Here is a 25,885-nt window from a genome sequence, read left to right as displayed (position 1 = left end):
GCCTTTTCCCTTCTTACACCAGCATGCCCATCGGGTTTTCGATCAAGCGCTTGAAGGCGCCGAGCAGTTCCGCGCCGAGCGCGCCGTCGACCGCGCGGTGATCGGTCGACAGCGTCACCGACATCACGGTGGCTATTCTGATCTCGCCCTTCTTCACCACCGCACGCTCCTCGCCGGCGCCGACCGCCAAAATCGTCGCATGCGGCGGGTTGATGACCGCGGCAAAGTCCTTGATGCCGAACATGCCCAGATTGGACACAGCGGTGGTGCCGCCCTGATACTCTTCCGGCTTCAACTTGCGGCTCCTGGCGCGGCTCGCCAGGTCCTTCATCTCGTTGGAGATCACCGACAGCGTCTTTTCATCCGCATGCCGGATGATCGGCGTGATCAGGCCGCCGGGGATCGACACGGCGACGCCGACATCGGCGTGCTTGTGCTTGACCATGGCGCTGTCGGTCCAGGAGGCATTGGCGTCCGGCACCGCCATCAGCGCCATCGCCATCGCCTTGATGACCATGTCGTTGACGGAGAGCTTGTAGGCCGGGGCTTCGCCCTTGTCGGTCTTCCTCATTGGCGCCGCGGCATTCAACTGCGTGCGCAGCGCCAAGAGCGCATCGAGCTCGCAGTCGAGCGTCAGGTAGAAATGCGGGATGGTGGACTTCGCCTCGACCAGGCGGCGCGCAATGGTCTTGCGCATGTTGTCGTGCGGCACAAGCTCGTAGGAGCCTTCGGCGAACAGCTTCAGCACCTGGTCATCCGACATCGGCTTGGGTGCAGGAGCTGGAGCGGACGGGGTGCCGGCGGGCGCCTTCGCCGCCGGAGCGGCCTTGGCGCCGCCGGAGGTGATCGCCGCCTCGACGTCGACCTTCACCACGCGGCCATGCGGGCCGGTGCCTGTCACAGCGGACACATCGACGCCGGCATCCTTGGCGATGCGGCGAGCCAGCGGCGATGCGAAGACGCGATCACCGGCGGCGTGGCTGTTGGCGACGGGAGCCGGCTCGGCCTTCGCCGGCGCGGGCGCCGCCGCCGCCGCTGCTGGCTTGGGTGCTTCCTTGGGCGTTTCGGCTTTCGGGGCGTCCGCCTTCGGCGCTTCGGCCTTTGGCGCGGCGCTGCCGCCGCTCTTGGCAGCGGCCGCGGCATCCTCGCCTTCACCAGCCAAGATGGCGATCAATGCGTTGACCTTGACGCCTTCGGTACCGGCCGGAACCACCAGCTTGGCGACGGTGCCTTCGTCGACGGCCTCGACTTCCATCGTCGCCTTGTCGGTTTCGATCTCGGCGATCACGTCGCCCGGCGAAACCTTATCGCCTTCCTTGACCAGCCACTTGGAAAGATTGCCCTCTTCCATCGTGGGCGAGAGCGCCGGCATGGTGATGTTGATTGGCATGATGTCCTCCCGACCGGCTCAGCGATAAGTGACGGCTTTGACAGCCTCGACGACTTCGCCGACGTTTGGCAATGCCAGCTTCTCGAGGTTCGCCGCATAAGGCATCGGCACGTCCTTGCCGGCAATGGTGATCACCGGCGCATCGAGGAAGTCGAAGGCGCGCTGCGAGACCTGGCTGGCGATGTGGTCGCCGACCGAGTTCTGCGGATAACCTTCTTCCACCACCACGAGACGGTTGGTCTTCTTCACCGAAGCGATGATCGTGTCGAAGTCGAGCGGCCGAATGGTCCTGAGATCGATGATCTCGGCATCGATGCCCATGCCGCGCAACTCGGCCTCCGCCTTGACCGCATAGGTCATGCCGATGCCGAAGGAGACGAGCGTGACGTCCTTGCCTTGCTTGTGGACACGCGCCTTGCCGATCGGCAGCACGAAGTCATCAAGCTTCGGCACATCGAAGGAATGGCCGTAGAGGATCTCGTTCTCCAGAAAGATGACCGGGTTCGGATCACGGATCGCCGCCTTGAGCAGGCCCTTGGCGTCGGCGGCCGTGTAGGGCATCACCACTTTCAGGCCGGGGATATGGCTGTACCAGGCGGCATAGCACTGCGAATGCTGCGCGGCGACGCGGGCGGCCGCGCCGTTAGGACCACGGAACACGATCGGCGCGCCCATCTGGCCGCCGGACATATAGAGCGTCTTGGCGGCCGAGTTGATGATCTGGTCGATCGCCTGCATGGCGAAGTTGAAGGTCATGAATTCGACGATCGGCTTCAACCCGGCCATCGCGGCGCCGACGCCGACGCCGGCAAAGCCATGCTCGGTGATGGGCGTGTCGACGACGCGCCGCGGCCCGAACTCCTGCAGCAAGCCTTGCGTGATCTTGTAGGCGCCTTGGTATTCGGCGACCTCCTCGCCCATGACGAAGACATCGCCGTCGCGGCGCATTTCCTCGGCCATCGCGTCACGGAGCGCTTCGCGCACCGTGGTGGAAACCATCTCGGTGCCGGCGGGAATATCCGGATCGGCGGCGATCTCCGCCTTCGGCGCGGCGGCGACAGGCGCTGGAGCCTCGCTCTTGGCCGCGGCGGGCGTCGGCGCCGATGCGGCTTTTTCGGCCTTGGCGGGCTCTTCTTCACCGATGCCTTCACCGGCCTTGTCGACATCCTCGCCGTCGACGGCAAGCACGGCGATGACCGCGTTGACCTTGACGCCTTCGCTACCGGCGGGAACCACGATCTTGGCGAGCGTGCCTTCGTCGACGGCTTCGACTTCCATCGTCGCCTTGTCGGTCTCGATCTCGGCGATGACGTCACCGGCGACGATCTTGTCGCCTTCGTTCTTCAGCCATTTGGAAAGATTGCCCTCTTCCATCGTCGGCGACAGCGCGGGCATGAGAATTTCGATCGGCATGTCCTTGCCCTCTCCTTAGAGTACGATGTCGGTCCAGAGCTCGGACGGATCCGGCTCGGCGTCGTTCTGGGCGAATTCGGCGGCGTCGGCGACGATGTCGCGGACTTCCTTGTCGATGGTCTTGAGCTCGTCCTCGCTTGCCCACTTCTTGTCGAGCAGCCGCACCCGGACCTGCTCGATCGGGTCATGCTCGGAGCGCATCTTCTGCACTTCCTCCTTGGAGCGGTATTTTGCCGGGTCGGACATCGAATGGCCGCGATAGCGGTAGGTCTGCATCTCGAGAATAAGCGGACCGTTGCCGGACCGGCACCATTCGGTAGCCAGATCGGCCGCCGATTTCACGGCGCGGACGTCCATGCCGTCGACCTGGATGCCCGGGATCTTGAAGGAAGCGCCGCGATGCGAGAAGTCGGTCTCGGCCGACGAGCGCGACACGGACGTGCCCATGGCGTAGCGGTTGTTCTCGATGATGTAGATCACCGGCAGCTTCCACAGCGAGGCCATGTTGAAGCTTTCATAGACCTGGCCCTGGTTGGCGGCGCCGTCGCCGAAATAGGTCAGCGAAACGTTCTTGTTTTCGCGGTAGCGGTTGGCGAAGGCGAGACCGGTGCCGAGCGACACCTGCGCGCCGACGATGCCATGGCCGCCATAGAAATGCTTCTCCTTGGAGAACATATGCATGGAGCCGCCCTTGCCCTTCGACAGGCCGCCGCGGCGCCCGGTGAGCTCGGCCATGACGCCGCGCGGCGACAGCTCCATCGCCAGCATGTGGCCATGATCGCGATAGGCGGTGATCATCTGATCGCCTTCGACGAGCGCCATCTTCATGCCGGTGACGACGGCCTCCTGGCCGATATAGAGGTGGCAGAAGCCGCCGATGAAGCCCATGCCGTAAAGCTGGCCGGCCTTCTCCTCGAAGCGGCGGATCAAAAGCATGTGCCGGTAGGCGGAAAGCTCTTCTTCCTTGGTGAAATCGGCCGGCTTGGGCGCTGACAGATTGGGCTGTTTGTCGGATCTGGATTTGGCGGGCGCTTTTTTGGCGGCGGTGGCCATGCGTCACTCCCTGTTGGCGTCTCTTCGCGGACATTCAGGGAGATCGATCGTCTCCCCACCGATTTGCGAGAAGCTAACACGCAAGAATGCATTGCGCCATGCTGAAAAATGCATGGCTGGCATGCATCTAAGCGATTAGAATCATTGAAAATAAAGACGATTAACCGAAATTCGGTTATTTCATCGGGACGGGCAGCATGATGGTGATTTCGTCGGGATGGGACAGATTGAGCGCCTTTCGGGCCTGCTCGTCAAGCATATCCTTCTCCAGCGTGCCTTCATGCATCAACTGGACACGACGCTCGAAATCAATCCGGCGCGCCTTCACGGCATCGAGCTGGGCCCGCAATTCAACCGCCCGGGCCTGCAGCCGATATTTGGAATAGATGCCGAATTCGCCGTGATAGGCATGGAAGCCGAAATAGGCCAGGAAGAGCACGCAAAGCGAGGGGATGATCAGCCTGCCGGTGTTTCTCTGCTTGTGCTGACGTGTCCACATGACCCGAACCCTCGCGGCCGCGAACGCAAGCGGCCATGAATCGTATTTCGCCCGATTGTGCTTAATGGACGGTTACGGGCGGCCTTATCGAGGATCGCCGGAACGAAAAAGGGCGGGAATGACCCGCCCTTTTCAGACTATTCGAACGGGTTGGATCAGCCCTTGACCACCGACTTGCCGGCATAGCGCGCCTGCTTGCCGAGCTCTTCCTCGATGCGGATGAGCTGGTTGTATTTGGCGGTGCGGTCCGAACGCGACAAGGAGCCGGTCTTGATCTGCCCGCAATTGGTGGCGACCGCGAGGTCGGCGATGGTCGAATCCTCGGTCTCGCCCGAGCGATGCGACATGACGGCGGTGTAGCCGGCCTTGTGCGCGGTCTCGACGGCATCGAGCGTCTCTGTCAGCGAGCCGATCTGGTTGACCTTGACCAGGATCGAATTGGCGACGCCCATGCGGATGCCGTCGCGAAGCCGCGCGGTGTTGGTGACAAAGAGATCGTCGCCGACGAGCTGGGTCTTCTTGCCGATCAGGTCGGTCAGGATCTTCCAGCCTTCCCAATCGTCCTCGGCAAGGCCGTCCTCGATGGTGATGATCGGATAGTCGGCCGCGAGCTTGGCAAGGTACTTGGCCTGCGCCTTCGGATCGCGGGTCTTCTTCTCGCCCTCATAGACGTAGTTGCCGTCCTTGAAGAACTCGGTCGCCGCGCAATCGAGACCGAGGGCCACGTCCTCACCAGGCTTGAAGCCGGCCTTCTCGATCGATTCCATGATGAAATCGAGCGCCGAAGGCGCGCTCTTCAGGTTGGGAGCGAAGCCGCCCTCGTCGCCGACATTGGTGTTGTGGCCGGCATCCTTGAGCTTCTTGCGCAGCGTGTGGAAAATCTCCGAGCCCCAGCGCACGCCGTCGCGCAGCGTCGGCGCGCCAATCGGCAGGATCATGAATTCCTGGAAATCGATCGGATTGTCGGCATGCGCGCCGCCATTGATGATGTTCATCATCGGCACCGGCAGGATGTGCGCCTTGGTGCCGCCCACATAACGGTAGAGCGGCAGGCCCGCGGCTTCCGCTGCGGCCTTGGCGACCGCCAGCGACACGCCGAGGATGGCATTGGCGCCGAGGCGGCTCTTGTTCGGCGTCCCGTCGAGCTCGATCATCGTCTGGTCGATATGGATCTGGTTCTCGGCTTCCATGCCGCCGATCGCCTCGAACAGCTCGCCGTTCACCGCTTCGACGGCGCGCTGAACGCCCTTGCCGAGATAGCGCGGCCCGCCGTCCCGCACCTCAACCGCCTCATGCGCGCCGGTCGATGCGCCCGACGGCACAGCGGCGCGGCCCATCGAGCCGTCTTCCAGCACCACGTCGACCTCGACGGTCGGATTGCCACGGCTGTCCAGGATTTCACGCCCGACAATGTCGATGATGGCGGTCATTTGCGATGTCCCCGATTGATCGATTGAAGCGTCGCGCCCCTCTTAGCCAAAGCGGCGCAAAAGGCAATCGGCGGGGCCGCAATTATTGCCGCGGGTGTGATTCACGAAGCGCAAATTTCTGTCATCATAAGTCATGCGCGTTGCACGGCCTTCTCATCTATGGTCGCATTCGCGCGGGGCGAAACAGGAGGAGTTTCGCCATGTCCCAGTTGAGCGGTATCGTGAGTTTGTTCCTGATCGCGGCGGCGTTCCTGACGTCATGCGACGACCGGAAATCCCAGCAGAGCTCGGTAGAGCTATCGACCCTCCAAGCGGCGCAGTAGTTCAAAACGCCAAAGGCCCTCGGGTTTTGCCCGGGGGCCTTTGGCTTTCGGGGCGCCGATCAAGCGATCAATGCCAATAGGGCTTCACATGGTAATACTGGAATGAAGCATCGCGGGCGGCTTCGCCGTCGGCGCCGGTCAGCTCGTCGATCGAATATGCAGGCGCCGCCTGGAGCTGCTCCTTGGTGAACGGCACGACATAGCCGCCTTGATCCTCGTCATAATCGAGCGTCGCCCACGGAACGGCGTGGTACTTCTCGCCCATGCCAAGGAAGCCGCCGAAACCGATGACAGCGAACATGATGCCATTCGACATCTTGTCGAGCATCACGTCCTCGATGCTGCCGATGCTCTTGCCTTCGGTGTTGTAGACAGACGTGCCGATGACGCGTGAGGCGGCGATGGCTTCGGTATGCCCGGACGGGGTGGTCATGATGGTTCTCCTCTCGTTGAATGCATGCATTGACAATGAGAGGAGCGCACTAAGGTTCCCGACGACCTGCTCAGCTGTCGGTGAGGATGAAGGTGACCTTCATATTGACGCGGTAAGCAGCGATCTTGCCGTCTTCGACGACGATCTTCTGGTCCTGGATCCAGGCGCCCTCGACGTTCTTCAAGGTTTTTGCGGCGCGCGCGATGCCCTGCTCGATGGCATCCTGAAAGCTCTTCGTGGACGACGACGTGATTTCGGTGACGCGGGCAACGGACATGGCTTCCTCCTGCCAAAACGCTCAGTTACGAAAACGAGCGTAGCGCCGGCCCAATGCAACCACAAGCCGGCGCAGGATCGGGTCGGATCAATGGCCCTTGGCGATCCGGTCGAAGGCCATCAGCTTTTCCAGCAGCGCCGGCATGTCCTTGAGAGGCACCATGTTGGGGCCATCCGAAGACGTCGAATTGTCCGGGTCCTGATGGGTTTCGATGAAGACGCCGGCGACGCCGACGGCAACGGCCGCGCGCGCGAGCGTCGCGACAAAGCGCCGTTCGCCGCCGGAGGAGCCGCCTTGCCCGCCCGGCTGCTGCACGGAATGGGTGGCGTCGAAGATAACCGGGGCGCCAATCTCGGCCATGACCGGCAGCGCACGCATGTCCGAGACCAGCGTGTTGTAGCCGAACGAGACACCGCGCTCGGTGGTCAGCACGTTCGGATTGCCGGAACCGGTGATCTTGGCGACGACGTTCTTCATGTCCCAGGGCGCGAGGAACTGGCCCTTCTTCACATTGATGACTTTGCCGGTCCTGGCGGCGGCGACCAGCATGTCGGTCTGGCGCGAGAGAAAGGCCGGGATCTGCAGGACATCGACATGCGGCGCTACGATCGCGCATTGCTCCTCGTTGTGGACGTCAGTCAGCACAGGAAGGCCAAACTCCTTGCGCAGATCGTCGAAGATCGGCATCGCCGCATCGAGCCCGGCGCCGCGCGTCGCCGACAGCGAGGTGCGGTTGGCCTTGTCGTAGCTGGTCTTGTAGACGAGGCCGATGCCCAGACGTTCCGTCAGTTCCTTGAGCGCGCCCGCCATGTCGAAAGCATGCTGGCGCGATTCAAGCTGGCACGGGCCGGCGATCAGCGACAGCGGCGCATTGTTGGCGAAGACGACCTTGCCGACGGTTACCGATGAATTGGGCGCCAGGGGCTTGCTCATGGGATCTCCCGGAAGATGAAGGCGGCGCCCTGCCCGGGCGCCGGTGGAACGACGACATCATTGCCGCTCATGTTGTGATCGACGGCGCCGGCCGCAAGCACGTGCGCAACTGAAGCTTTGTCGCGGATCGAGAAAACAATCGCCTCAAACCGGAAATGCGACGACGGCTTGGCCGCCAGGCCGAAGCGCCGCGCGTAGGTTTCAGGCGTGACGACGCTCAGGATTGCGTTCGGCAGCCGCACCGCGTCGCCCGCCCCAAGGTCGTCGGCACTCGCGCCGACGGCGATAGAGATCAGCCCGATCTGCGCGGAAGGCGCGTCGCTGACCGCAACCACTTCGACGATGCCGGTCACGCCATTGGCATGCGCCTGAAGCGCCGTGCGATCGATCTTTGGCGCGTTGACGCGCTCGCAGGCGAAGAGAAAGGCTTCCGGCGCCTCCTTGGCGGCCGCGAAGGCCAGCTTGAAAGACGCCGTATCGCTCTTTCCGTTCGCGTCGGTGAACACGCGTGAGAAACTAAGCATGTCGCCGGCCGACAGGCCGGCTTCGACAAAGCGCGTATGGTCGGCGTCGGCATTGCCGGCTCCAAGCACGACGGCCGAAAAACCCTCCTCGCCCAGCCGCTCGCGATAAAGGCGGTCGCGCGCTATGAAGACATTGCCGGCCGCGATCGCTTGTCCTGCTGCCTGTTCATTTCCCACCGCCAGCGGCTCGAGATAGGTGCCGTCGGCGAAAAAGACGCAGGCATTCTGCGTGCCGAATGGGTGGATGCCCGTGGGCGCGACGACAAAGCCGAGTGAGGCCAGACGCGACCGCGCGGCATCGAGGCTTCCGGTAGGCAGCACGAGGTGGTCGAGCGGATGGGCGGAACTTTTGATCATGCCGGCGCGGTGTGCCCCATTCCGGCCGGCTGTTCAAGAGCGGCGGCCCCGACGGACCGTGCTCTGCCGCTTCAGGCTGCGGCCACGACATCCGCCGAATAGCGCAGTTCTCGCAGCGGCTTCACCTTGCTGGTCGTGTCCGCATAGATCGGATCCGCCTTGTAGGCGGCAAGGGCCGCCTCGTCCTCGAATTCGGCATAGACGACGACATCGATCGCGTTGGAAAACAGATCGACCTTGGTGTTGAGCGTCACCTCGAAATGCTTCGAGTGCGGAATCTTGCCGAGCGCCAGCAGGCCCGAGCGCACAGCCTCGACATCTTCCCTGCGCCGCACGCTGAAGAAAACGATGTGCCGGATCAAGCCAGCCTCCCTGGTCTTCGGTTCAGCGGTGTTTCTGTGGGAGCAACGCCCGGGCGTCAACCGGCAACGATGTCGCGCCGCGATGCGAAAGCGGCGAGACCTTACCCGGTGACGTAGCGCACGATGCGTGACACTTCCCGTACGGTCGCGTCGAGGTAGTGGCCGCGATTGTAGAGGCCGTCCCAGAACAGGAAGAAGGTGACGGCGGCGATGACGATCACATAACGCATGGCTAAAACTATCCCATGCGGACAGCCGGAACCAGAGCGGCCGGGGCAGCGATTTTGGCAGTTCACTGCTTTTTGCCTGAGCTTTCCCGTCAGCGGCGGCGCGGGCGGCCGCCTAGGCAGCCGCGTCGACGCGGCACGACGTCAAAGCGTGATGCGATATCTGGCAAAGCCCGCCTCGCCATCGCCGGCAGGCTCTATCTTCAAGGATTTCACGTCGGCGATGAAATCCTTGGCGCCCGGTCCGGTCTCGAAGACGACGCTGGCGCCGGGCAGCGGCGCGAACGACCAGTTGTCGTCCGCCGAAGGGTTGATCGTGCCCTCGCTGACGACGTAGCGCACGATCACGTCGCGGTTGGTGTCCGGCGCTTCGTAGATGATCTTCGAGGCGTCGATGTCGGGGAAATTGCCGCCGCCGCCAGCGCGGTAATTGTTGGTGGCAACGACGAATTTCGCTGCCGGATCAATCGGTTTCCCGTTGAATTTCAGGTCGGCGATGCGATTGGAACCGGCGTTCGCGACGCCGCCCTTGGCATCGTATTTCGGCGGCTGCGACAGGTCGATCCGGTAGGTGATGCCGTCGATGACGTCGAAATTATAGGATGGGAAGTCTGTGTTGATCAGCAGCTGATCCGCTTTGCCCGGCTCGATATGGTTGAAGATGCCGGCGGACATCTCCAGCCATTCCTTCACCTCGGTGCCGGTGATTTCGACGGCGCGCACTGTGTTCGGGTAAAGATAGAGGTCGGCGACATTCTTGATGGCGATATCGCCCGCGGGAACGTCGGTATAGTAGTCGGCGCCGTTGCGGCCGCCGGCCTTGAAGGGCGCCGCCGCCGACAGGAGCGGCACGTCCTTCCACTCAGTGCTCTTCAATATGTCCTTGAGATACCAGGTCTGCGCCTGGTTGACGATCTGGACGGACGGATCGTCGGCCACCAGAGCGAAGTAGGAGTAGAGCGGCGCCGATGTCTTGCCGACGGGGCGGCGGACATAGGCAAGGGTTGCCTCGTGGTCCTGCTCGAGCGCCGCGATGATGCGCTTGTCGTCGCCAACTGTTGCCTTGTTCTTGTTGTCGACGCGCTCATAGATCGGCCGCGCCTCGGAGGTGGCCGAGACGATCCGCCACTTCGAGCCGTCGCGCTCCAGAAGCAGGTCGATCAGACCCATATGCGAACCCCAGAAGCCGCCCATGACGGCCGGCTTGCCCTGCAGCGTGCCCTTCTCGGTGTCGACGCCTGCGAGCGCCTGGAAATCCTTCTTGCCGGGGAAGACCAGATGCTGGTGGCCGGTGAAGACCGCGTCGATGCCCTCGACGCCGGCGACGAAGAACGAGGCGTTCTCCATCTTGTCGCCTTGCTTGATATCGATGCCGGAATGCGAAAGCGCGATGACGATATCGGCGCCTTCCTCCCTGATCTGCGGCACCCAGGCCTTGGCCGCCTCGACGATATCGCGCGTCTGGACGTTGCCTTCGAGGTTCTTCAGGTCCCAGACCATGATCTGCGGCGGCACGAAGCCGATGACGCCGATCCTGATCGGTTGCTCGGCCCCTGACCCATCCTTGATCTTCCTGTCGAGGATGACATAGGGCTTGAGGTAGAGCTTGTCGTCGCGCGGGTTCGCGGCAAGCGTGGTGCCGCGGATCAGGTTCGCGCAGACGAAGGGAAAGTTGGCGCCGGCCAACACCTTGTCGAGAAAGGACAGCCCATAATTGAATTCATGGTTGCCGAGCGTCGAGCATTCATAGCCGAGCACGTTCATGCCCTTCATGACGGGGTGCAGGTCGCCGTCCTTCATGCCTTTCTCGTAGGCTATGTAGTCGCCCATCGGACTGCCCTGCAGCAAGTCGCCATTGTCGATCAGCATCGAATTCACGGCTTCCTTGCGCACCGCGTCGATCAGCGAGGCGGTGCGCGACAGGCCCATCGTGTCGTTCGCCTTGTCGGCGTAGTAATCGTAAGGCAGCAGGTTCACATGGATGTCGGTCGTCTCCATGATCCTGAGATGCGCCTGATTGGCCGCGGCGCGGGCGGAGAACGGATGCAGCATGATCAGCGCGCCGCCGGCAGCGGCGCCAGCCAGGAATTCGCGACGGGAGAATCCGCGACGGGAGATGGGCAGCCGTGACATTTTCTTCTCCTCTTCGACAACGCGACGACCCTGCCCCCAGGCATGGAGCATGGCGCTGATGAGGCTTCGAGTCCACGCGCGCGAAAGGCCTTTCGATCACGAGAAGGTGACGTCTCGATGAAGCCGATGACGGCGAGGAAATCAGCTCTTGTCGTCGTCGCCCTGGGTGATCAGCCGCGCGCTGCGCTGGCCGGTAAGATATATCCATAGCCAGCTAAGCGAGACCGCCAGGCGGTTGCGGAAGTCGATCAGGAAATAGATGTGCGCTATGCCCCAGAGCCACCAGGCGGGCCAGCCGGTGAGCTTGATCCAACCGAAATCGATGGCGGCGGCGCGCTTGCCGATCGTCGCCAGGTCGCCGGCATGCTTGTAGCGGAAAGGACGCGTCGCGGTGTCGCCGGCCAGCCGCGCCTTGATCGTCGCGGCGACGTGCTTGCCCTCCTGCTTGGCCGACGGCGCCACACCCGGTACCGGCTTTCCATCCGGCCGCAGCACATGCGCGGTGTCGCCGATGACGAAAATGTCTGGATTGCCGGGCACAGTGAGATCGGGTTCGACCAGCACCCGGCCCGCCCGGTCGGCCGCAGCCCGCAGCCATTCGGCCGCGGGCGAAGCTGCGACGCCGGCCGCCCAGATGATCGTCCTTGCCGGCAGGCGCCTGTCGCCGAAGACGACGCCTTCGGCATCCAGTTTCGTGACAGGGCGCCCGAGCTCGACGGTGACGCCCAGCCGTTCCAGCGCCTTGCGGGCATAGTCGGAAAGCTGCGGCGCGAAATTGGCCAGGATCCGGTCGCCAGCCTCGATCAGCACGACGCGCGCCTGTCGGGTATCGATGTTGCGGAACTCGCCGCGCAGCGTGTCATGCGCGAGCTCGACAATGGTGCCTGCGAGTTCGACGCCGGTCGGCCCGCCGCCGACAATGACCAGCGTCAGCAGGGCCTGGCGCTTGGCCGGGTCGGTTTCGCGCTCCGCCTGCTCGAAAGCCAGCAGGATGCGTCGCCGGATCGTCGTGGCATCCTCGAGCGTCTTCAGACCCGGCGCGAACGGCTCCCACTCGTCATGGCCGAAATAGGCGTGGCGCGCGCCGGTGGCGAGCACCAGCGTGTCGTAAGGAACCGAGCTGCCGTCTTCGAGCAGCACGCGTTTGCCGGCGCGGTCGACGCCGGTGACATTGCCGAGAAGCGTCGTCACGTCCTTGCGCCTGCGCAGCAGATGACGGATCGGCCAGGCGACCTCCGAGGTCGCCAACGACGTCGTCGCCACCTGGTAAAGCAGCGGCTGGAAAAGATGGTGATTGCGCTTGTCGATCATGGTGATGCGCACAGGAGCTCCCGCCAGCGCACGCGTGAGTTCGAGGCCGCCGAAGCCGGCGCCGACGACAACGACGTTATGCTCGGTTTCGCTCATTTCATTCCGCCTCGCCAAGTGTAACCGTCACCCATGATGTAAGTATTTTTGTGCACTGCAACAATGTTGGATCGGGCAATAACCATGCCCGGGAGTCGTCGCGCGGCGTCGTGAATGCACATGCGACCGCACAGCCATGAGTATAGCGTGAAACAAATCGACAGGAGCCAAGCATGGCCGACAACCGTGACGACGAAGGGCCGGCGCAATACGCCTCGCCGCCCTGCTTCATGCATGAACTCGACCCGGAATACCGGGAGCCGTTCTCCGACTGGACGGATGTCAGACGCTGGCGCAAGGCCGAGCGCGAGCGGCTCATCGGCGCCCGCCTTGTCGTCTCAGCCGATGCGCGCGCGGCCATGTCTGCGCGCATCGCGGACGGCCTCGACGCGCTGATCGGAGACATAGCCGGCCGGATGGTCAGCCTCTACTGGCCATTTCGCGGCGAGCCGGATCTGCGTGGCTGGATGGCCTCGATCAACGATCGTGGTGGCCGCACCGCGCTGCCTGTCGTCATCGAGAAGGGACAGCCGCTGGTGTTTCGCGCCTATAGACCGGGCGACCGGCTGGAAAAGGGCGTCTGGAACATTCCAATCCCTGCCGAAGGCGACCCGGTGCTGCCCGACATCGTGATTTCGCCGATTGTCGGCATCGATCCCGGCAACTATCGGTTGGGCTATGGTGGCGGTTTCTTCGACCGCACGCTGGCGGCCATGCCGTTCAGGCCGCTCGTCATCGGCGTCGGTTACGAACTGCAGCGCATTCCGACGATCTATCCGCAGCCGCACGACATTCCGATGACAACTGTGGTGACCGAAGCCGCAGCGGCCTAAGCCATCTCGGGCCGCAGCCCGACCGCCGTGCGATCGACGATCTCGCGCAGCGCGAAGGATGAGTTGATCTTCGTCACATGCGGCATGGCAGACAGCCATTCCTTGTGGATACGCTCATAGTCGACGAGATCCTTCGCCGCGATGCGCAGAATGTAATCGTATTCGCCCGACATCAAATGGCAGGAGAGCACGTTCGGGCAGCGCTTGATCGCCGCCTCGAAATCCGACAGCGTCTTTTCGAATTGCCCTGACAGCGATATGTGCACGATCGCCGTCATCTGGTGGCCGAGCGCGGAATTGGACAGCCTGGCGTGATAGCCGCGGATGGTCCCGGCTTTTTCCAAATTGTCGAGCCGGCGCGAACAGGCCGACTGCGACAGCCCGACCTTCTCGGCAAGCGCCGCATTGGGTATCCGCCCATCCTTCTGCAAAGTCTCCAGAATGGCGATATCAATCCTGTCGAGCGGCATTTTTCGTGGTTCCTGCGAATTTCTAGTGATTTCGCGCAACAATTATCGAAGAGCGACCGTTGCCGCAAGTGCATTCGCAAACACATACGGAACGATTCGTGGTTGACTGCGGTTACTGCGTGTCCACCTCCGAATTTGGAGCCGGTGGCATGCACCAATGACAGGGAGAGCGCCCCTTGAAGGGCGCGGACAGGAGAAAAAAGATGCGTGTCGGCTGCCCCAAGGAAATCAAGAACCATGAATATCGCGTCGGTTTGACGCCCGGCTCGGTCCGCGAATATGTCGCGCATGGCCACGAAGTGCTGGTCGAGACAGGCGCTGGCGCCGGTATCGGCGCCGACGACAACGCTTACCGCGCCGCCGGCGCGACCATCGCCAAGACGGCCGCCGACGTGTTCGCCAAGTCGGACATGATCGTCAAGGTCAAGGAGCCGCAGCCCAACGAATGGGTCCAACTGCGCGACGGCCAGATCCTCTACACCTATCTGCATCTCGCTCCCGATCCGGAGCAGACCAAGGGTCTTCTTGGCTCGGGCGTGACCGCGGTCGCTTATGAGACCGTAACAGACGATCGCGGCGGCCTGCCGCTGCTCGCCCCGATGTCGGAAGTCGCCGGCCGCCTTTCGATCCAGGCCGGCGCGACCGCGCTGCAGAAGGCCAATGGCGGCCGCGGCGTGCTGCTCGGCGGCGTGCCCGGCGTGCTGCCCGGCAAGGTCACCGTGCTTGGCGGCGGCGTCGTCGGCCTGCATGCGGCCAAGATGGCGGCCGGCCTCGGCGCCGATGTCACCATCATCGACCGCTCGATCCCGCGTCTGCGCCAGCTCGACGACATTTTTGGCGGCCGCGTGCATACGCGTTACTCGACCGTCGAAGCGCTGGAGGAAGAATGCTTTTCGGCCGACGTCGTGATCGGCGCCGTGCTGATCCCGGGCGCCGCCGCGCCTAAGCTCGTGACCCGCGAAATGCTTTCCGGCATGAAGAAGGGCTCGGTGCTGGTCGACGTCGCGATCGACCAGGGCGGCTGCTTCGAGACCTCGCATGCCACGACGCATGCCGATCCGACCTATGAGGTCGACGGCGTGATCCACTATTGCGTCGCCAACATGCCCGGCGCCGTGCCGGTCACTTCGGCGCACGCGCTCAACAACGCGACACTGCATTACGGCTTGCAACTCGCCGACAAGGGCCTCAAGGCGCTGGTCGACGACCATCACCTGCGCAACGGCCTCAATGTCCATAAGGGCAAGATCACCAACCGCGCCGTCGCCGAAGCGCTCGGCTACGAAATGGTCGAACCGAAGGCGGTTCTTGCCGCCTGATAAATTCGCAGAGCTTTCCTTCAGTCGCCCGCCGGGTCACTCCGGCGGGCTTTTTCTTGAGCGCAAACTGGTCGCATCAAGAAAACCGGGCAACAAAAAAGCGGAGCAAAAGCCCCGCTTCCTCGAATGTTGCGACCTGCCGCCGGTCCATCCGCGGTCGGCAAATCATCAACGACTGCTTTCTAGCGCAGTAGTGCGACGGGAATACGACAGTCTCGAAATGCGCCTTTTCTCGTCTTCCGCCAATATGCGCCCTTGTGTGAAATGCTTCACATTCGCTCGACAAGAAAGACGCCTAGAGACGGACCGTTACTGGCGGCCTGAGCCTGCCGGGTCGGACAAGTCCGGCCCGGACAGCACTGGCCGACAGCTTCTGTCAGACCCTCCAACGGCCCGCCCGACCATCGGCGGGCTTTTTTTTGGGTCATGCCCGCTCGATGCGGCATTGATAGCAATTGTTCCGGGCCGAGCGGACATGGATGTAGGCGATGTCGTCGCGCCCAAACAGCGTCCGCGCCCGGGCGGCAATCTCGCCGGTCGGCGTGACGGCGCCGCTGCCATAGACGATGCGATCGTCCTCGCCATAGCCCCTGACGATATAGTCGCTGCTTTCGAGCATCTCCGGCAGCGCATCGCCCTCGGCGGCGCGCTCGCATTCCTCGGCGTGCAGGAAGATCGGGCCGGTTTCGGCATAAGGCTGCAGTTGCGGGAACGGCCGGTAGGCCACGATCAGGTAGCCTTTGCCCGCGGCGACATTCTTCATGCAGTGCCTGCAGGGTACGCCGTCGCCATCGGAGATCCGGCGCTCCGGGGTGCGGCCGTAGGCATCGAGCCCTCCCCGCTGCAAGGCGCGCACGGCTTCGGTCGGCAAGGCTTGGAACTGGATGCCCATGGCAAATCTCCGGTGTCGATTTCCGGAAATTATGCCTGTGCGACGGTGTCTCCCACCCGATTCCTGACTGACGCCGCGCACAAGTGAAAGAGCCCGGCCGCCTTGAACAGGCCGGGCTCCGTTGTCGGTATTATCGGCTCAGCTTCACCGCACGAAATCGTCGAAGCGGCGCAGCGTCACGCGCCGGTTGCGCCAGTTCTCCTGCTGGGTCTGCACAAGCAGGAATTCCTCGCCATAGCCGACGGTGTCCAGCGCGAAGGCGGGCACGCCAAACTCACCCACCAGCGTCCGCTTCAGCGACGCGGCGCGGCGTTCGGACAGGACCTGGTTCGATTCGAAAGAACCCACGGCGTCTGTATGGCCTTCGATCAGGATGCGGGCGCCGCGGTCGCGCCGCAAGATGCGATGGAGCGCGTCGGCAATGATTTCGACCTTGCCGTATTGCGAAGGGGCGATGGCGGCCGAGCCGAATTCGAAATTGATCGACTGGATGTCGATCGAGCGCGCCATGCGCCGCAGATCGGGCCGGCGCTTGAACTCGCGAATGGTGACGCGCTCGTTCGGGCTTAGCTTCTTCCTGGGCGCGGCGTCGAGCTGGCGCTCGATCGTGGCAGCCGAAGGCGTGGTCGCCTGCGCGGATGCCAGGCTCGGCATGGCAATTGCCGCGATCATGGCTACGGCGAATGTACGTCGGGTCAGCATGTCTTTTCTCCTATAAGCCCGGCCTCGTAATGCGGCCGGGACAATGGCAAAGACAGTCTGAAGCGGCGATGAACGAGGCGTTCAGGCGGTGAGACGTTATAGCTTGCCGTTCAGAATTGCTTGAACGGCTTAGCCTCGCATGACGCTGGCCGAGCGCTCGGCGAAGCTCAGCGGATGCACGACCTCCTTCTTCTGCGCCACCGGCGTGAAGCCGAGCTTCTGGTACAGCGGGAGAGCCGCCGGATGGTCGAGCGTGCAGGTCTGCACGGTGACGCGCCTTGGCCCATGCGCCCAGGCCGCCGAGATCGCGGCGCCAAGGAACCAGCGGCCGATGCCCTGGCCGTGCGCATGCTCCATCATGCCGAAATAGGCGAGATCCACCTCGTCCGGCAGATGCGGCTTGAGGTCGAAGAAGCCGGCGGGAGCGCCGTCGAGATAGAGCACCCTGATGTCGCGGTCCTCGCGGTGCAGGCCGGCGGCAAGCTCCTCGTCGCTCAGCCTCAGCACATTGACCCAGTGCCATTTGCGCCCGACGCGATCCATCAGATAGCGATAGAAATGGAGCGGGATATCTTTCGTCTTCAGCAGCGCGATCTGGCGGTTGTAGGGGATCGGCGGCGAAACCGCCGGCGCCGCATGCATCTCCAGGAACGTGACCGTGACATCGATATCTTGCAGCGCGCCGTTTTCCATCATTCTTTCCCCGTCACCACCGGCGTGTCGCCGAGACCGCCCCATTCTGTCCAGGAACCATCGTAAAGCCGGTTGTCGGTATGGCCGAGCGTCTCCAGCGCCAGCGTGATCGCCGCCGCGGTGATGCCCGAGCCGCAGGACGTGACGACCGGCTTCGACAGGTCGATGCCGGCGCCCTCGATCACCTTGCGCAAGCGATCCTTGGGCAGCAGCTCGCCATTCTCGGCAAGCGCCGTGATCGGAACATTGCGCGCGCCAGGCATATGGCCCGAACGGACGCCTGGGCGCGGCTCCGGATCGGTGCCGGCAAAGCGGCCTGAAGAGCGCGCGTCGGCGATCTGGCTCTTCCGGCCGCCGACGATCCTGCGCATCTCGTCGAGCCCGACAACCCGGCCCGCGTCGAAATCGGCGTGGAAGACGCTTGGCGCGATCTTCGTCGGCTCAGCCGTCACGGGTCGCCCCTCGGCCTTCCAGCGGTCGATGCCGCCGTTAAGGATGTAGACCTGGAAGACGCCCATGACGCGGAACATCCACCAGGCGCGCGGCGCCGAGAACAGGCCTGGACCGTCATAGACGACGATCGTGTCGTCGGCCGAAACGCCCATGGCGCCGACATATTGGGCGAAGTGCTGTGGCGAGGCCAATGTGTGCGGCAGTTTCGAATCCGGATCGGAAACCGCATCCTGGTCGAGGAAGCGCGCGCCGGGAATGTGCGCGGCATCGTATTCGGCGCGGGCGTCGCGCTTTTGCGCCGGCAGGTACCAGGAGGCGTCGATGATGGTGAGGCCTGGCTCGCCAAGCTGCTTTTCCAGCCAATCGGCGTCGACGATGAAAGGGCTGTCCTGCGCCATTTTTGTTCTCCCTGCCCCGCCTCGCCTTAACGTCAATTCGCCGGTATCGGTCCGAAGCGAATACGGAAGCGCCGGTTCTCGCGGCCTTTCTTCTCGATCTTGCCGATATGTATCTCGCCGACCTCGCCTGTCGACTTCACATGCGTGCCGCCGCAGGGCTGGCTGTCGATCGAGCCGTTGTCGCCGATGCAGACCAGGCGGATATTGCCGGTGCCGACAGGTGGCCGCACATTCTTCGATTTCACCAAGCCGGGATTGGCGGCGAGCTCCTCGTCGGTGATCAGCCTTGTGAAGATCGGATGATCGGCGCGCACCAGCTCCATCAGCCTCGCCGTCACATCCTCCTTGCTGAAGCCGGCATCAGGAATATCGAAGTCGACGCGGCTGTCGTCCTCGGCAACCGCCGCCCCGGTGATCGGAAACGGACAGACCACGGTCAGCAGGTGGCAGGCGGAATGCATGCGCATCAGAAGGTGCCGCCGCTCCCAGTCGATCAAGAGCTTCAGCCTTTCGCCGACAGCGGGCAGTGCGTGCTCCGGTGCCGGCACATGGATGATCTCGTCCTTGGTCTCGCCGGTGATGGTGGCGGCGATCGCGATGCGGCCGCCGTCGGCGCGCTCAAATATCCCGGTGTCGCCCGGCTGCCCACCGGACGTTGCATAAAAGACTGTCCGATCGAGAAGGATGCCGCCACGATCGTTGATCGCGACGACCTCGGCCTCCGCCGTCTTCTGATAGGCGTCGTCGCGAAACCGCGCCTCGGTTTTGTACGCCATCATGCCACCTTTTCGAACGGCACTGAAATATCGGCTTTTTCTTCCATCCAGCCCGGCACCGGAAGATTCTTGCCGCGCAGGAACTCCGGATTGAAGAGCTTGGCCTGGTAGCGCGTGCCGTAGTCGGCAAGGATCGTCACGATGGTGTGGCCTGGTCCGAGCTCGCGCGCCAGTCGGACGGCTCCGGCGATGTTGATGCCGGTCGAGCCGCCGACGCAGAGCCCCTCTTCCTGGATCAGGTCGAAGATAATCGGCAAAGCTTCCTCGTCCGGGATCTGGTAGGAGAAATCCGGCGTGAAGTCTTCCAGATTGGCGGTGATGCGGCCCTGGCCGATACCTTCGGTGATCGAGCTGCCATCGGATTTCAGCTCGCCGCTGGTGTAGAAACTGTAGAGGGCGGCACCCAGCGGGTCGGCGAGCGCGATCTTGACGTCCTTGCTCTTGCCCTTGAGCCCGAGAGCGACACCCGCAAGCGTGCCGCCGGAGCCGACGGCCGAGACGAAGCCATCGATCTTGCCGCCGGTCTGGGCCCATATCTCCTGGGCAGTCGTGCGGACATGGCCGTCGCGGTTGGCGACATTGTCGAACTGGTTGGCCCAGATCGCGCCGTTCGGCTCCGAGCGCGCCAGTTGCTCGGCAAGGCGGCCGGACAGTTTTATGTAATTGTTGGCGTTTTTGTAGGGCACCGCCGGCACTTCGATCAGCTCCGCGCCCAGGATCTTGATCGTGTCCTTCTTTTCCTGGCTCTGCGTGTCGGGGATGACGATGACGGTGCGGTAGCCAAGCGCCTTGGCGACCAACGTCAAACCGATGCCGGTGTTGCCGGCAGTGCCTTCGACGATCAGCCCCCCGGGCTTGAGCAGGCCGCGCTGCTCGGCATCGCGGATGATGAAAAGGCCGGCCCGATCCTTTACCGATTGCCCGGGATTCATGAACTCGGCCTTGCCGAGGATCTCACAGCCGGTCGCTTCCGAAGCTTTGTTGAGCCGGATCAGGGGCGTGTTGCCGATCGCTTCGATCACAGAACGGGGCATGCGGGATTCCTTCATGTGTGCGGCGAGACCCTAAAAACCGGAAGCCGCGGTTTCAAGGCAAGATTTTGCCTGGTCCAGTCGCATTCCGGATGGTGCAATGCTCGCGATCATTTCAACGTCATGCGCAAAACCGCTCTTTTCAACCGATTTCTCCGCCGCTAGAGCAAACCGGAACATTCGCAGGACATCCCATGGCACTCTACCGGGCCAATCCGAAAGACGGTGTCGCCTGGATCACGGGCGGCAGCAGCGGCCTTGGCCGGGCGTTGGCCAAGGATCTCGCCAATCAAGGCTATGCCGTCGCGGTGACGTCGCTGCCGGAAGATCCAGCCGACACGCTGATCGTCGAAACGGCGCAGATGTCCGGACATGTGAAGTCCTTTCCCTGTGACGTGACCGACGAGCAGGGCATGGCGCGCGCGGCCGCCGCGATCGAAGAACAGATGGGGCCGATCGTGCTTGCCGTCTTCAACGCCGGCAACTATATCGCCACACCCGGCGAGAACCTGGTGGTGCGCGATTTCCATCGCTCCTTCGCCGTGAACTATTTCGGCATCGTCAACGGCGTGGTGCCGGTCGTCGAGCATATGCGCGTGCGCGGACGCGGCCATGTCGTCCTGGTCGGATCGGTCACCGCCTATTGCGGCTGGCCGACCACGGCGGCCTATGGCGGCACCAAGGCCGCGATCAACATCCTGGCGGAGTCGCTGAAATACGACTTCGACAAGATGAACATCCGCGTTCAGGTCATCAATCCGGGATTCGTCGACACGCCGCTGACCGAAAAGAACAAGCTGCCGATGCCGGGCCTGATGCCTGTACATCGCGCGTCACGCCGCATGGCGCGCGGCATCAGGAAGGGCGGCTTCGAAGTCACCTTCCCGTACCACGTAAGCTTGCCCCTGAAACTGCTCAGCCTGCTGCCGCGGCCGATCTGCCGGTTCGTCATTGGTCTCACCACCCACTGGTGGGGGCGGCCATTGCATTTCGACCGCAGGCTGCCCGGCAAAAAAGATCCGCCCCGCGACAAGGCGACATAAGCCGGCGAAACGGCGATTGCCTGCCGGCGGGGACGGCCATAGGTTGAGAATCATTGCTTGGAGACTGTAATGGGGCGGCGGATCGTGCTTGCGGTGCTTGGCCTTGCAGTCGTCCTGGTCGCCGGTTTCTTCCTTGGCCCGCGCGTGTCGGTCGATACGACAATCCGTTTCAATCCGTCGCTGATCGGCGACGATCCGCAGGCCTATCTGGCGCGTGAAGAGGCTGCCGTGCCCAATATCCGCGACGGGCTCGACAAGGAGATCATCTGGGCGAACCCGATGGTCCATGCCAAGACGCCCTTGGCCATCGTCTATATCCATGGCTTTTCCGCCTCGAAGGGCGAGGTCCGCCCCTTGCCGGACGACATTGCGGATGAACTGGACGCCAACCTCTTCTACACGCGCCTGACCGGCCACGGTCAGGATGGCGCGGCAATGGCGCAAGGCAGCGTCAATGCCTGGATCAACGACTATGAGGAGGCGTTGGCCATCGGCCGCGCCATCGGCGACAAGGTGATCGTCATCGGGACCTCGACCGGCGGCTCGCTGGCGGCGTGGGCCGCAACGCAGCCGGGCGCTTCGGACGATGTCGCCGCGATCGCGTTCATATCGCCCAATTTCGGCGTCAAGGCCTCCGGCGCCGAGTTGCTGACCATGCCCTGGGGCGGGCAACTCGCCGAGCTCGTTGGCGGCAAGGAGCGCAGTTTCCCCCCGCGCAACGCGCTCCACGAAAAATTCTGGACCACCAGATATCCGATGAAGGCGGTGCTGCCGATGGCCGCGCTCACGGAACTCGCTTATGGCGCGCCGGTCGAGAAGGCGACGGTCCCGGCCCTGTTCATCTTCTCCGATTCCGACAAGGTGGTGCGACCCGACCGGACGCGCGAGATTGCCGGACGCTGGGGAGCTCCGCACGAGCTGGTGCCGGTCGACGATACCGGCGATCCGGACAATCACGTCATCGCCGGCGATGTGCTGTCGCCGCAGACCACGGCCTTTCTCACCCAGCGCATCGTGGTGTGGGTGAAGGCGCTGATGCAGCAGCAGTCAGGCGAGTGAAGTCAGGCCAGTGAAATGAAAAACGGCCGAAGCATCGCTCCGGCCGTTCCTGTTCGCGTGGTTCTGCTGGGCTTAAGCGGCCCGGTTCGCCGGACGCTTGCCGCCGAAGCGGCGCTTGTTGTTGCCCTTGAAGCGCTTGAAGCCGTCAGGCTTGCTCGAGCCATTCGGCTTGGCCGCAGTCGGGCGTTCGCCCTGCGGCTTCGGAGCGCGTTCGCCATGAGGCTTGCCGCCGAAACGCTTGTTGTCGCCACCGTTGCCAGGACGGCGGCCATCGCGGCGGGCGCCGTGATGCTCGCGATCATTGGCCGGTTCGAAATGACGCTCGGTCTTTTCCCTGGGGTCGCGCTGCGGATCGGGGCTGCCGAGGTGATCGGCGACGACCGGCAGCTTCATGCGGATGATACGCTCGACCTGCCGCAGCTTGGCGTTCTCCGAAGGATCGCAAAGCGTGATGGCAATGCCGTCCCTGCCGTTGCGGCCGGTGCGGCCGATGCGGTGGACGTAGCTTTCCGCCTCATCCGGCAGGTCGAAATTCACGACATGGCTGATGCCGGGAACGTCAATGCCGCGCGCCGCAATATCGGTGGCGACCAGGATGCGAACCGAGCCATCGCGGAAATCGTTGAGCGCCTTCTGGCGCGCATTCTGCGATTTGTTGCCGTGGATGACGGCAGCCTCGAAACCGTCACGGGCCAGGTCCTTGGTGACGCGGTCGGCGCCATGCTTGGTGCGCGAGAACACGATCACCGAGCGCATTGCCTCGTCGGCGAGCATCTTGGACAGCACCTGGCGCTTCTGCTTGGTGCGGGCGAGCACCACACTCTGCACGATCTCGACTGCCGCGGTGCTTTGCGGCGAAACTTCGATGCGGACGGGGTTCTTCAGCAAGCCCTTGGCAAGCTCTGCGATCTCATCGGGCATGGTGGCCGAGAACAGTGCCGTCTGGCGGTCCGGCGCGGTCGCCTTGGCGATGCGCTTGACGTCGTTGATGAAGCCCATGTCGAGCATGCGGTCGCCCTCGTCGAGGACGAGCCATTTGGTGTCGGCAAGGATGAGATCGCCCTCGCGCACCAGGTCGGTCAGGCGGCCCGGCGTGGCGATCAGAATGTCGACGCCGGGCGCAACCTTCTTCACCTGGCTGAAGCGCGAGACGCCGCCGAGCACCAGCGCGGTCGAGACATGCGCGCCCTTGGCGAGGATCTTGATGGTGTCCTCGATCTGCACGGCAAGTTCGCGCGTCGGCGCCAGGATGAGCGCACGCGTCGTCTTCGGCCGGCGCTTGGTGCCGAGCCCGATGATCTTGGACAGGATCGGCAACGCAAAGGCCGCGGTCTTGCCGGAGCCGGTCTGGGCGATGCCAAAAATATCGCGGCCTTCCAACTGCGGCGGGATCGCCTGCATCTGGATCGGCTTGGGATCGGCGAAGCCGGCGGCATGAGTGGCCTTCAGCAACGCGCCCGAAATTCCAAGTGCGGCGAAACCATTCAGTTCCGCCATGTTTTCGTTGGTCAAAATATTCTTCTTTCACGCGGCCTTGTGGCCGCAAACATCAATGGCGGCAGGGCGCAACCTGCCGTCGGATAAATTATCATGGAACGACAAGGCGGCGGACGATCGTCCGCGCGGCTGCGCTGTCGTGCCCGCAAGCATCATGCCTCGGGGCTTTTTCGCCAGCTTGCCGATCGACCAGGGCCGATTTGCCGGAAAGAGGGAAAACAGACGCAACCAGTCTCATTCATCGAGAAGGCCGGATTCGTTCCCGGCCCAAGCGCCTATGCCGCTGCATATGGCCGAGTCCGGCCCGAAATGCAAGGGGCTTCATGTTGCAGTGCAACAAAAATGAGGGCGCTTGCGCTCCCCTATCCCGGCGATTACCACAAATCACTTATCCGTTTTGGGGACCAGCGATGAAAGACGTGCTGAAGGAACTCGAGCGCCGCCGCGAGATTGCCCGCATGGGCGGCGGCAAGGACCGCATCGAGGCGCAGCATAAGAAGGGCAAGCTCACCGCTCGCGAGCGCATCGAGGTCTTCCTCGACGAGGGCTCGTTCGAAGAGTTCGACATGTATGTCGAGCACCGGTCGACCGATTTCGGCATGGAGAAGACCAAGATCGCCGGCGACGGCGTCGTCACCGGCTGGGGCACCGTCAACGGTCGCCCGATCTATATCTTCGCCAAGGATTTTACCGTGTTCGGCGGCTCGCTGTCGGAGGCGCATGCGGAGAAGGTCATCAAGGTCCAGGAGATGGCGCTGCGCAATCGCGCGCCGATCATCGGCCTCTATGACGCCGGCGGCGCGCGTATCCAGGAAGGCGTGGCGGCACTCGGCGGCTATGCGGAGATCTTCCAGCGCAATGTGCTTGCCTCCGGGGTCATTCCGCAGATCTCGCTGATCATGGGTCCCTGCGCCGGCGGCGACGTCTACTCGCCTGCCATGACCGATTTCATCTTCATGGTGCGCGACACCTCCTACATGTTCGTCACCGGGCCGGACGTGGTAAAGACAGTGACCAACGAGACGGTGACCGCCGAAAGTCTCGGCGGCGCATCCGTCCACACCACCAAGTCCTCGATCGCCGACGGCGCCTATGACAACGACGTCGAGGCGCTCTTGCAGATGCGCCGGCTGGTCGATCTGCTGCCGGCCTCCAACACCGCCGAAATTCCCGAGGTCGAGTGCTACCAGTCGGTGACGGACCACGACCTGTCGCTCGACCGGCTGATCCCGGACAATGCCAACAAACCCTATGATATCAAGGAACTGATCCTGAAGGTTGCCGACGAAGGCGATTTCTTCGAGATCCAGCAGAGCTTTGCCAAAAACATCGTCACCGGCTTCGGTCGGGTCGACGGCCGCACGGTGGGCTTCGTCGCCAACCAGCCGATGGTGCTGGCAGGCGTGCTCGATTCCGACGCCAGCCGCAAGGCGGCGCGTTTCGTGCGCTTCTGCGATTGTTTTTCTATTCCGATCGTCACCTTCGTCGACGTGCCGGGCTTCCTGCCGGGCACCGCGCAGGAATATGGCGGGCTGATCAAGCATGGCGCGAAGCTGCTCTTCGCCTATGCCGAGGCGACCGTGCCGAAGATCACCGTGATCACCCGCAAGGCCTATGGCGGCGCCTATGACGTGATGGCGTCGAAGCATCTGCGCGGCGACATGAACTATGCCTGGCCGACGGCACAGATCGCCGTGATGGGCGCCAGGGGCGCGGTCGAGATCATCTATCGCAAGGACATCGGCGATCCGGAGAAAATCGCCGCGCATACAAAGACTTACGAGGATCGCTTCCTGTCGCCTTTCGTCGCTGCCGAACGCGGCTATGTCGACGAGGTGATCATGCCGCATTCGACCCGGCGCCGCGTCGCGCGGGCGTTGCGCATGTTGCGCAACAAGGACATGCAGAATCCCTGGAAGAAGCACGACAACATTCCGCTGTGAGAATGCCTCCTCCAT

27 protein-coding genes are annotated in these 25,885 nt (G+C 63.2%); 6 read left to right on the top strand and 21 right to left on the bottom strand.

What is annotated here, in order from left to right; genetic code table 11:
* Nucleotides 1-13: 13 nt before the first annotated feature.
* The 13 genes from FJ417_RS23000 to FJ417_RS22945 form a co-directional block, all read right to left on the bottom strand.
* On the bottom strand, nt 14-1,390 hold the full coding sequence (locus FJ417_RS23000; RefSeq protein WP_140785013.1) for a pyruvate dehydrogenase complex dihydrolipoamide acetyltransferase: 1,377 nt from the start codon (nt 1,388-1,390) through the stop codon (nt 14-16).
* A gap of 18 nt (nt 1,391-1,408) precedes the next feature.
* Entirely contained in the window at nt 1,409-2,803 is a 1,395-nt protein-coding gene (locus FJ417_RS22995; protein WP_140785012.1) for a pyruvate dehydrogenase complex E1 component subunit beta, read from the bottom strand.
* 15 nt (nt 2,804-2,818) lie between these two features.
* Entirely contained in the window at nt 2,819-3,856 is a 1,038-nt protein-coding gene (gene pdhA / locus FJ417_RS22990; RefSeq protein WP_140646242.1) for a pyruvate dehydrogenase (acetyl-transferring) E1 component subunit alpha, read from the bottom strand.
* A 175-nt stretch (nt 3,857-4,031) separates the two neighbouring features.
* Nucleotides 4,032-4,355 carry a septum formation initiator family protein gene (locus FJ417_RS22985; RefSeq protein ID WP_140785011.1) on the bottom strand — a complete coding sequence of 108 codons (324 nt, stop codon included), beginning with the start codon at nt 4,353-4,355 and terminating at the stop codon, nt 4,032-4,034.
* A 155-nt stretch (nt 4,356-4,510) separates the two neighbouring features.
* Nucleotides 4,511-5,785, bottom strand: coding sequence for a phosphopyruvate hydratase (gene eno / locus FJ417_RS22980; protein ID WP_140646244.1), 1,275 nt, complete (start codon nt 5,783-5,785; stop codon nt 4,511-4,513).
* 390 nt (nt 5,786-6,175) lie between these two features.
* Nucleotides 6,176-6,541 carry a PRC-barrel domain-containing protein gene (locus FJ417_RS22975; protein ID WP_095818099.1) on the bottom strand — a complete coding sequence of 122 codons (366 nt, stop codon included), beginning with the start codon at nt 6,539-6,541 and terminating at the stop codon, nt 6,176-6,178.
* Between the two features lie 70 nt (nt 6,542-6,611).
* Complete coding sequence (locus FJ417_RS22970) at nt 6,612-6,818, bottom strand: dodecin family protein (RefSeq protein WP_140657211.1); 207 nt, start codon at nt 6,816-6,818, stop codon at nt 6,612-6,614.
* A gap of 87 nt (nt 6,819-6,905) precedes the next feature.
* Nucleotides 6,906-7,751 (bottom strand): 3-deoxy-8-phosphooctulonate synthase, encoded by an 846-nt coding sequence (kdsA, locus tag FJ417_RS22965; RefSeq protein ID WP_140785010.1) that lies wholly within the window; start codon nt 7,749-7,751, stop codon nt 6,906-6,908.
* Complete coding sequence (locus tag FJ417_RS22960; RefSeq protein WP_140785009.1) at nt 7,748-8,632, bottom strand: VOC family protein; 885 nt, start codon at nt 8,630-8,632, stop codon at nt 7,748-7,750. Before FJ417_RS22960 ends, kdsA begins: the two co-directional genes overlap by 4 nt.
* 71 nt (nt 8,633-8,703) lie before the next feature.
* The gene (locus FJ417_RS22955; RefSeq protein ID WP_140646248.1) at nt 8,704-8,994 is read right to left on the bottom strand and encodes a Dabb family protein; all 291 of its coding nucleotides are present in this window, start codon (nt 8,992-8,994) and stop codon (nt 8,704-8,706) included.
* Nucleotides 8,995-9,095: 101 nt separating this feature from the next.
* On the bottom strand, nt 9,096-9,224 hold the full coding sequence (locus tag FJ417_RS33840) for a hypothetical protein (protein WP_281405928.1): 129 nt from the start codon (nt 9,222-9,224) through the stop codon (nt 9,096-9,098).
* Nucleotides 9,225-9,365: 141 nt separating this feature from the next.
* Nucleotides 9,366-11,354 carry a bifunctional 2',3'-cyclic-nucleotide 2'-phosphodiesterase/3'-nucleotidase gene (locus FJ417_RS22950; RefSeq protein WP_140785008.1) on the bottom strand — a complete coding sequence of 663 codons (1,989 nt, stop codon included), beginning with the start codon at nt 11,352-11,354 and terminating at the stop codon, nt 9,366-9,368.
* Between the two features lie 141 nt (nt 11,355-11,495).
* The gene (locus FJ417_RS22945) at nt 11,496-12,761 is read right to left on the bottom strand and encodes an NAD(P)/FAD-dependent oxidoreductase (protein ID WP_140785007.1); all 1,266 of its coding nucleotides are present in this window, start codon (nt 12,759-12,761) and stop codon (nt 11,496-11,498) included.
* A 173-nt stretch (nt 12,762-12,934) separates the two neighbouring features.
* Here FJ417_RS22945 and FJ417_RS22940 point away from each other — a divergent pair, with 173 nt between their 5' ends.
* Nucleotides 12,935-13,594 carry a 5-formyltetrahydrofolate cyclo-ligase gene (locus FJ417_RS22940; protein ID WP_140785006.1) on the top strand — a complete coding sequence of 220 codons (660 nt, stop codon included), beginning with the start codon at nt 12,935-12,937 and terminating at the stop codon, nt 13,592-13,594.
* On the opposite strand, the gene FJ417_RS22935 is transcribed toward FJ417_RS22940, so the two are convergent.
* Nucleotides 13,591-14,064 (bottom strand): Lrp/AsnC family transcriptional regulator, encoded by a 474-nt coding sequence (locus FJ417_RS22935; protein WP_140657197.1) that lies wholly within the window; start codon nt 14,062-14,064, stop codon nt 13,591-13,593. The two genes, FJ417_RS22940 and FJ417_RS22935, sit on opposite strands and share 4 nt — an antisense overlap.
* Nucleotides 14,065-14,267: 203 nt before the next feature.
* On the opposite strand from FJ417_RS22935, the gene ald reads away from it, so the two are divergent.
* Nucleotides 14,268-15,383: an alanine dehydrogenase gene (ald, locus tag FJ417_RS22930; protein WP_040982961.1), complete on the top strand. Its 1,116-nt coding sequence runs from the start codon at nt 14,268-14,270 to the stop codon at nt 15,381-15,383.
* 424 nt (nt 15,384-15,807) lie between these two features.
* On the opposite strand, the gene FJ417_RS22925 is transcribed toward ald, so the two are convergent.
* The 6 genes from FJ417_RS22925 to FJ417_RS22900 all read right to left on the bottom strand — a co-directional run bounded on the left by FJ417_RS22925 (nt 15,808) and on the right by FJ417_RS22900 (nt 20,331).
* Nucleotides 15,808-16,275: a DUF1203 domain-containing protein gene (locus tag FJ417_RS22925; protein WP_140785005.1), complete on the bottom strand. Its 468-nt coding sequence runs from the start codon at nt 16,273-16,275 to the stop codon at nt 15,808-15,810.
* 144 nt (nt 16,276-16,419) lie between these two features.
* Nucleotides 16,420-16,977 carry an OmpA family protein gene (locus FJ417_RS22920; protein ID WP_140785004.1) on the bottom strand — a complete coding sequence of 186 codons (558 nt, stop codon included), beginning with the start codon at nt 16,975-16,977 and terminating at the stop codon, nt 16,420-16,422.
* Between the two features lie 129 nt (nt 16,978-17,106).
* A complete protein-coding gene (locus FJ417_RS22915) occupies nt 17,107-17,670 on the bottom strand; it encodes a GNAT family N-acetyltransferase (RefSeq protein WP_140646287.1) in 564 nt (187 codons plus the stop codon).
* A complete protein-coding gene (gene sseA / locus FJ417_RS22910; RefSeq protein WP_140708858.1) occupies nt 17,670-18,521 on the bottom strand; it encodes a 3-mercaptopyruvate sulfurtransferase in 852 nt (283 codons plus the stop codon). Before sseA ends, FJ417_RS22915 begins: the two co-directional genes overlap by 1 nt.
* 32 nt (nt 18,522-18,553) lie before the next feature.
* A complete protein-coding gene (locus FJ417_RS22905; RefSeq protein ID WP_140785035.1) occupies nt 18,554-19,297 on the bottom strand; it encodes an alanyl-tRNA editing protein in 744 nt (247 codons plus the stop codon).
* Nucleotides 19,297-20,331 carry a cysteine synthase A gene (locus FJ417_RS22900; RefSeq protein ID WP_095765481.1) on the bottom strand — a complete coding sequence of 345 codons (1,035 nt, stop codon included), beginning with the start codon at nt 20,329-20,331 and terminating at the stop codon, nt 19,297-19,299. The genes FJ417_RS22905 and FJ417_RS22900 overlap by 1 nt, the downstream gene beginning before the upstream one ends.
* Before the next feature lie 191 nt (nt 20,332-20,522).
* Here FJ417_RS22900 and FJ417_RS22895 point away from each other — a divergent pair, with 191 nt between their 5' ends.
* Both FJ417_RS22895 and FJ417_RS22890 read left to right on the top strand, forming a co-directional pair.
* Entirely contained in the window at nt 20,523-21,371 is an 849-nt protein-coding gene (locus FJ417_RS22895; protein WP_140785003.1) for an SDR family NAD(P)-dependent oxidoreductase, read from the top strand.
* A gap of 69 nt (nt 21,372-21,440) precedes the next feature.
* Nucleotides 21,441-22,430 (top strand): alpha/beta fold hydrolase, encoded by a 990-nt coding sequence (locus FJ417_RS22890; RefSeq protein WP_140785002.1) that lies wholly within the window; start codon nt 21,441-21,443, stop codon nt 22,428-22,430.
* 72 nt (nt 22,431-22,502) lie between these two features.
* On the opposite strand, the gene FJ417_RS22885 is transcribed toward FJ417_RS22890, so the two are convergent.
* Nucleotides 22,503-23,927, bottom strand: coding sequence for a DEAD/DEAH box helicase (locus tag FJ417_RS22885; protein WP_140646289.1), 1,425 nt, complete (start codon nt 23,925-23,927; stop codon nt 22,503-22,505).
* Between FJ417_RS22885 and FJ417_RS22880 the strand changes: the two genes are divergently transcribed.
* Together FJ417_RS22880 and FJ417_RS22875 are read left to right on the top strand one after the other, a co-directional pair.
* Complete coding sequence (locus FJ417_RS22880; protein WP_140646259.1) at nt 23,926-24,273, top strand: hypothetical protein; 348 nt, start codon at nt 23,926-23,928, stop codon at nt 24,271-24,273. The genes FJ417_RS22885 and FJ417_RS22880 overlap by 2 nt on opposite strands.
* A 64-nt stretch (nt 24,274-24,337) precedes the next feature.
* Nucleotides 24,338-25,870: an acyl-CoA carboxylase subunit beta gene (locus FJ417_RS22875; RefSeq protein WP_140708852.1), complete on the top strand. Its 1,533-nt coding sequence runs from the start codon at nt 24,338-24,340 to the stop codon at nt 25,868-25,870.
* Nucleotides 25,871-25,885 lie beyond the last annotated feature (15 nt).

The organism is Mesorhizobium sp. B3-1-7, from assembly GCF_006439385.1.
Taxonomy (GTDB): Bacteria; Pseudomonadota; Alphaproteobacteria; order Rhizobiales; family Rhizobiaceae; genus Mesorhizobium.
Note: the sequence above shows the minus strand (reverse complement) of the source record. Positions and strands in the feature narration are given on the sequence as shown.

Bases quoted from the DNA above. Each gene is read 5' to 3' on its own strand.
- FJ417_RS23000 (WP_140785013.1), bottom strand. From the start codon at position 1,390: ATGCCAATCAACATCACCATGCCGGCGCTCTCGCCCACGATGGAAGAG.
- FJ417_RS22995 (WP_140785012.1), bottom strand. From the start codon at position 2,803: ATGCCGATCGAAATTCTCATGCCCGCGCTGTCGCCGACGATGGAAGAG.
- pdhA (WP_140646242.1), bottom strand. From the start codon at position 3,856: ATGGCCACCGCCGCCAAAAAAGCGCCCGCCAAATCCAGATCCGACAAA.
- FJ417_RS22985 (WP_140785011.1), bottom strand. From the start codon at position 4,355: ATGTGGACACGTCAGCACAAGCAGAGAAACACCGGCAGGCTGATCATC.
- eno (WP_140646244.1), bottom strand. From the start codon at position 5,785: ATGACCGCCATCATCGACATTGTCGGGCGTGAAATCCTGGACAGCCGT.
- FJ417_RS22975 (WP_095818099.1), bottom strand. From the start codon at position 6,541: ATGACCACCCCGTCCGGGCATACCGAAGCCATCGCCGCCTCACGCGTC.
- FJ417_RS22970 (WP_140657211.1), bottom strand. From the start codon at position 6,818: ATGTCCGTTGCCCGCGTCACCGAAATCACGTCGTCGTCCACGAAGAGC.
- kdsA (WP_140785010.1), bottom strand. From the start codon at position 7,751: ATGAGCAAGCCCCTGGCGCCCAATTCATCGGTAACCGTCGGCAAGGTC.
- FJ417_RS22960 (WP_140785009.1), bottom strand. From the start codon at position 8,632: ATGATCAAAAGTTCCGCCCATCCGCTCGACCACCTCGTGCTGCCTACC.
- FJ417_RS33840 (WP_281405928.1), bottom strand. From the start codon at position 9,224: ATGCGTTATGTGATCGTCATCGCCGCCGTCACCTTCTTCCTGTTCTGG.
- FJ417_RS22950 (WP_140785008.1), bottom strand. From the start codon at position 11,354: ATGTCACGGCTGCCCATCTCCCGTCGCGGATTCTCCCGTCGCGAATTC.
- FJ417_RS22945 (WP_140785007.1), bottom strand. From the start codon at position 12,761: ATGAGCGAAACCGAGCATAACGTCGTTGTCGTCGGCGCCGGCTTCGGC.
- FJ417_RS22940 (WP_140785006.1), top strand. From the start codon at position 12,935: ATGGCCGACAACCGTGACGACGAAGGGCCGGCGCAATACGCCTCGCCG.
- FJ417_RS22935 (WP_140657197.1), bottom strand. From the start codon at position 14,064: ATGCCGCTCGACAGGATTGATATCGCCATTCTGGAGACTTTGCAGAAG.
- ald (WP_040982961.1), top strand. From the start codon at position 14,268: ATGCGTGTCGGCTGCCCCAAGGAAATCAAGAACCATGAATATCGCGTC.
- FJ417_RS22925 (WP_140785005.1), bottom strand. From the start codon at position 16,275: ATGGGCATCCAGTTCCAAGCCTTGCCGACCGAAGCCGTGCGCGCCTTG.
- FJ417_RS22920 (WP_140785004.1), bottom strand. From the start codon at position 16,977: ATGCTGACCCGACGTACATTCGCCGTAGCCATGATCGCGGCAATTGCC.
- FJ417_RS22915 (WP_140646287.1), bottom strand. From the start codon at position 17,670: ATGGAAAACGGCGCGCTGCAAGATATCGATGTCACGGTCACGTTCCTG.
- sseA (WP_140708858.1), bottom strand. From the start codon at position 18,521: ATGGCGCAGGACAGCCCTTTCATCGTCGACGCCGATTGGCTGGAAAAG.
- FJ417_RS22905 (WP_140785035.1), bottom strand. From the start codon at position 19,297: ATGGCGTACAAAACCGAGGCGCGGTTTCGCGACGACGCCTATCAGAAG.
- FJ417_RS22900 (WP_095765481.1), bottom strand. From the start codon at position 20,331: ATGCCCCGTTCTGTGATCGAAGCGATCGGCAACACGCCCCTGATCCGG.
- FJ417_RS22895 (WP_140785003.1), top strand. From the start codon at position 20,523: ATGGCACTCTACCGGGCCAATCCGAAAGACGGTGTCGCCTGGATCACG.
- FJ417_RS22890 (WP_140785002.1), top strand. From the start codon at position 21,441: ATGGGGCGGCGGATCGTGCTTGCGGTGCTTGGCCTTGCAGTCGTCCTG.
- FJ417_RS22880 (WP_140646259.1), top strand. From the start codon at position 23,926: ATGTTTTCGTTGGTCAAAATATTCTTCTTTCACGCGGCCTTGTGGCCG.
- FJ417_RS22885 (WP_140646289.1), bottom strand. From the start codon at position 23,927: ATGGCGGAACTGAATGGTTTCGCCGCACTTGGAATTTCGGGCGCGTTG.
- FJ417_RS22875 (WP_140708852.1), top strand. From the start codon at position 24,338: ATGAAAGACGTGCTGAAGGAACTCGAGCGCCGCCGCGAGATTGCCCGC.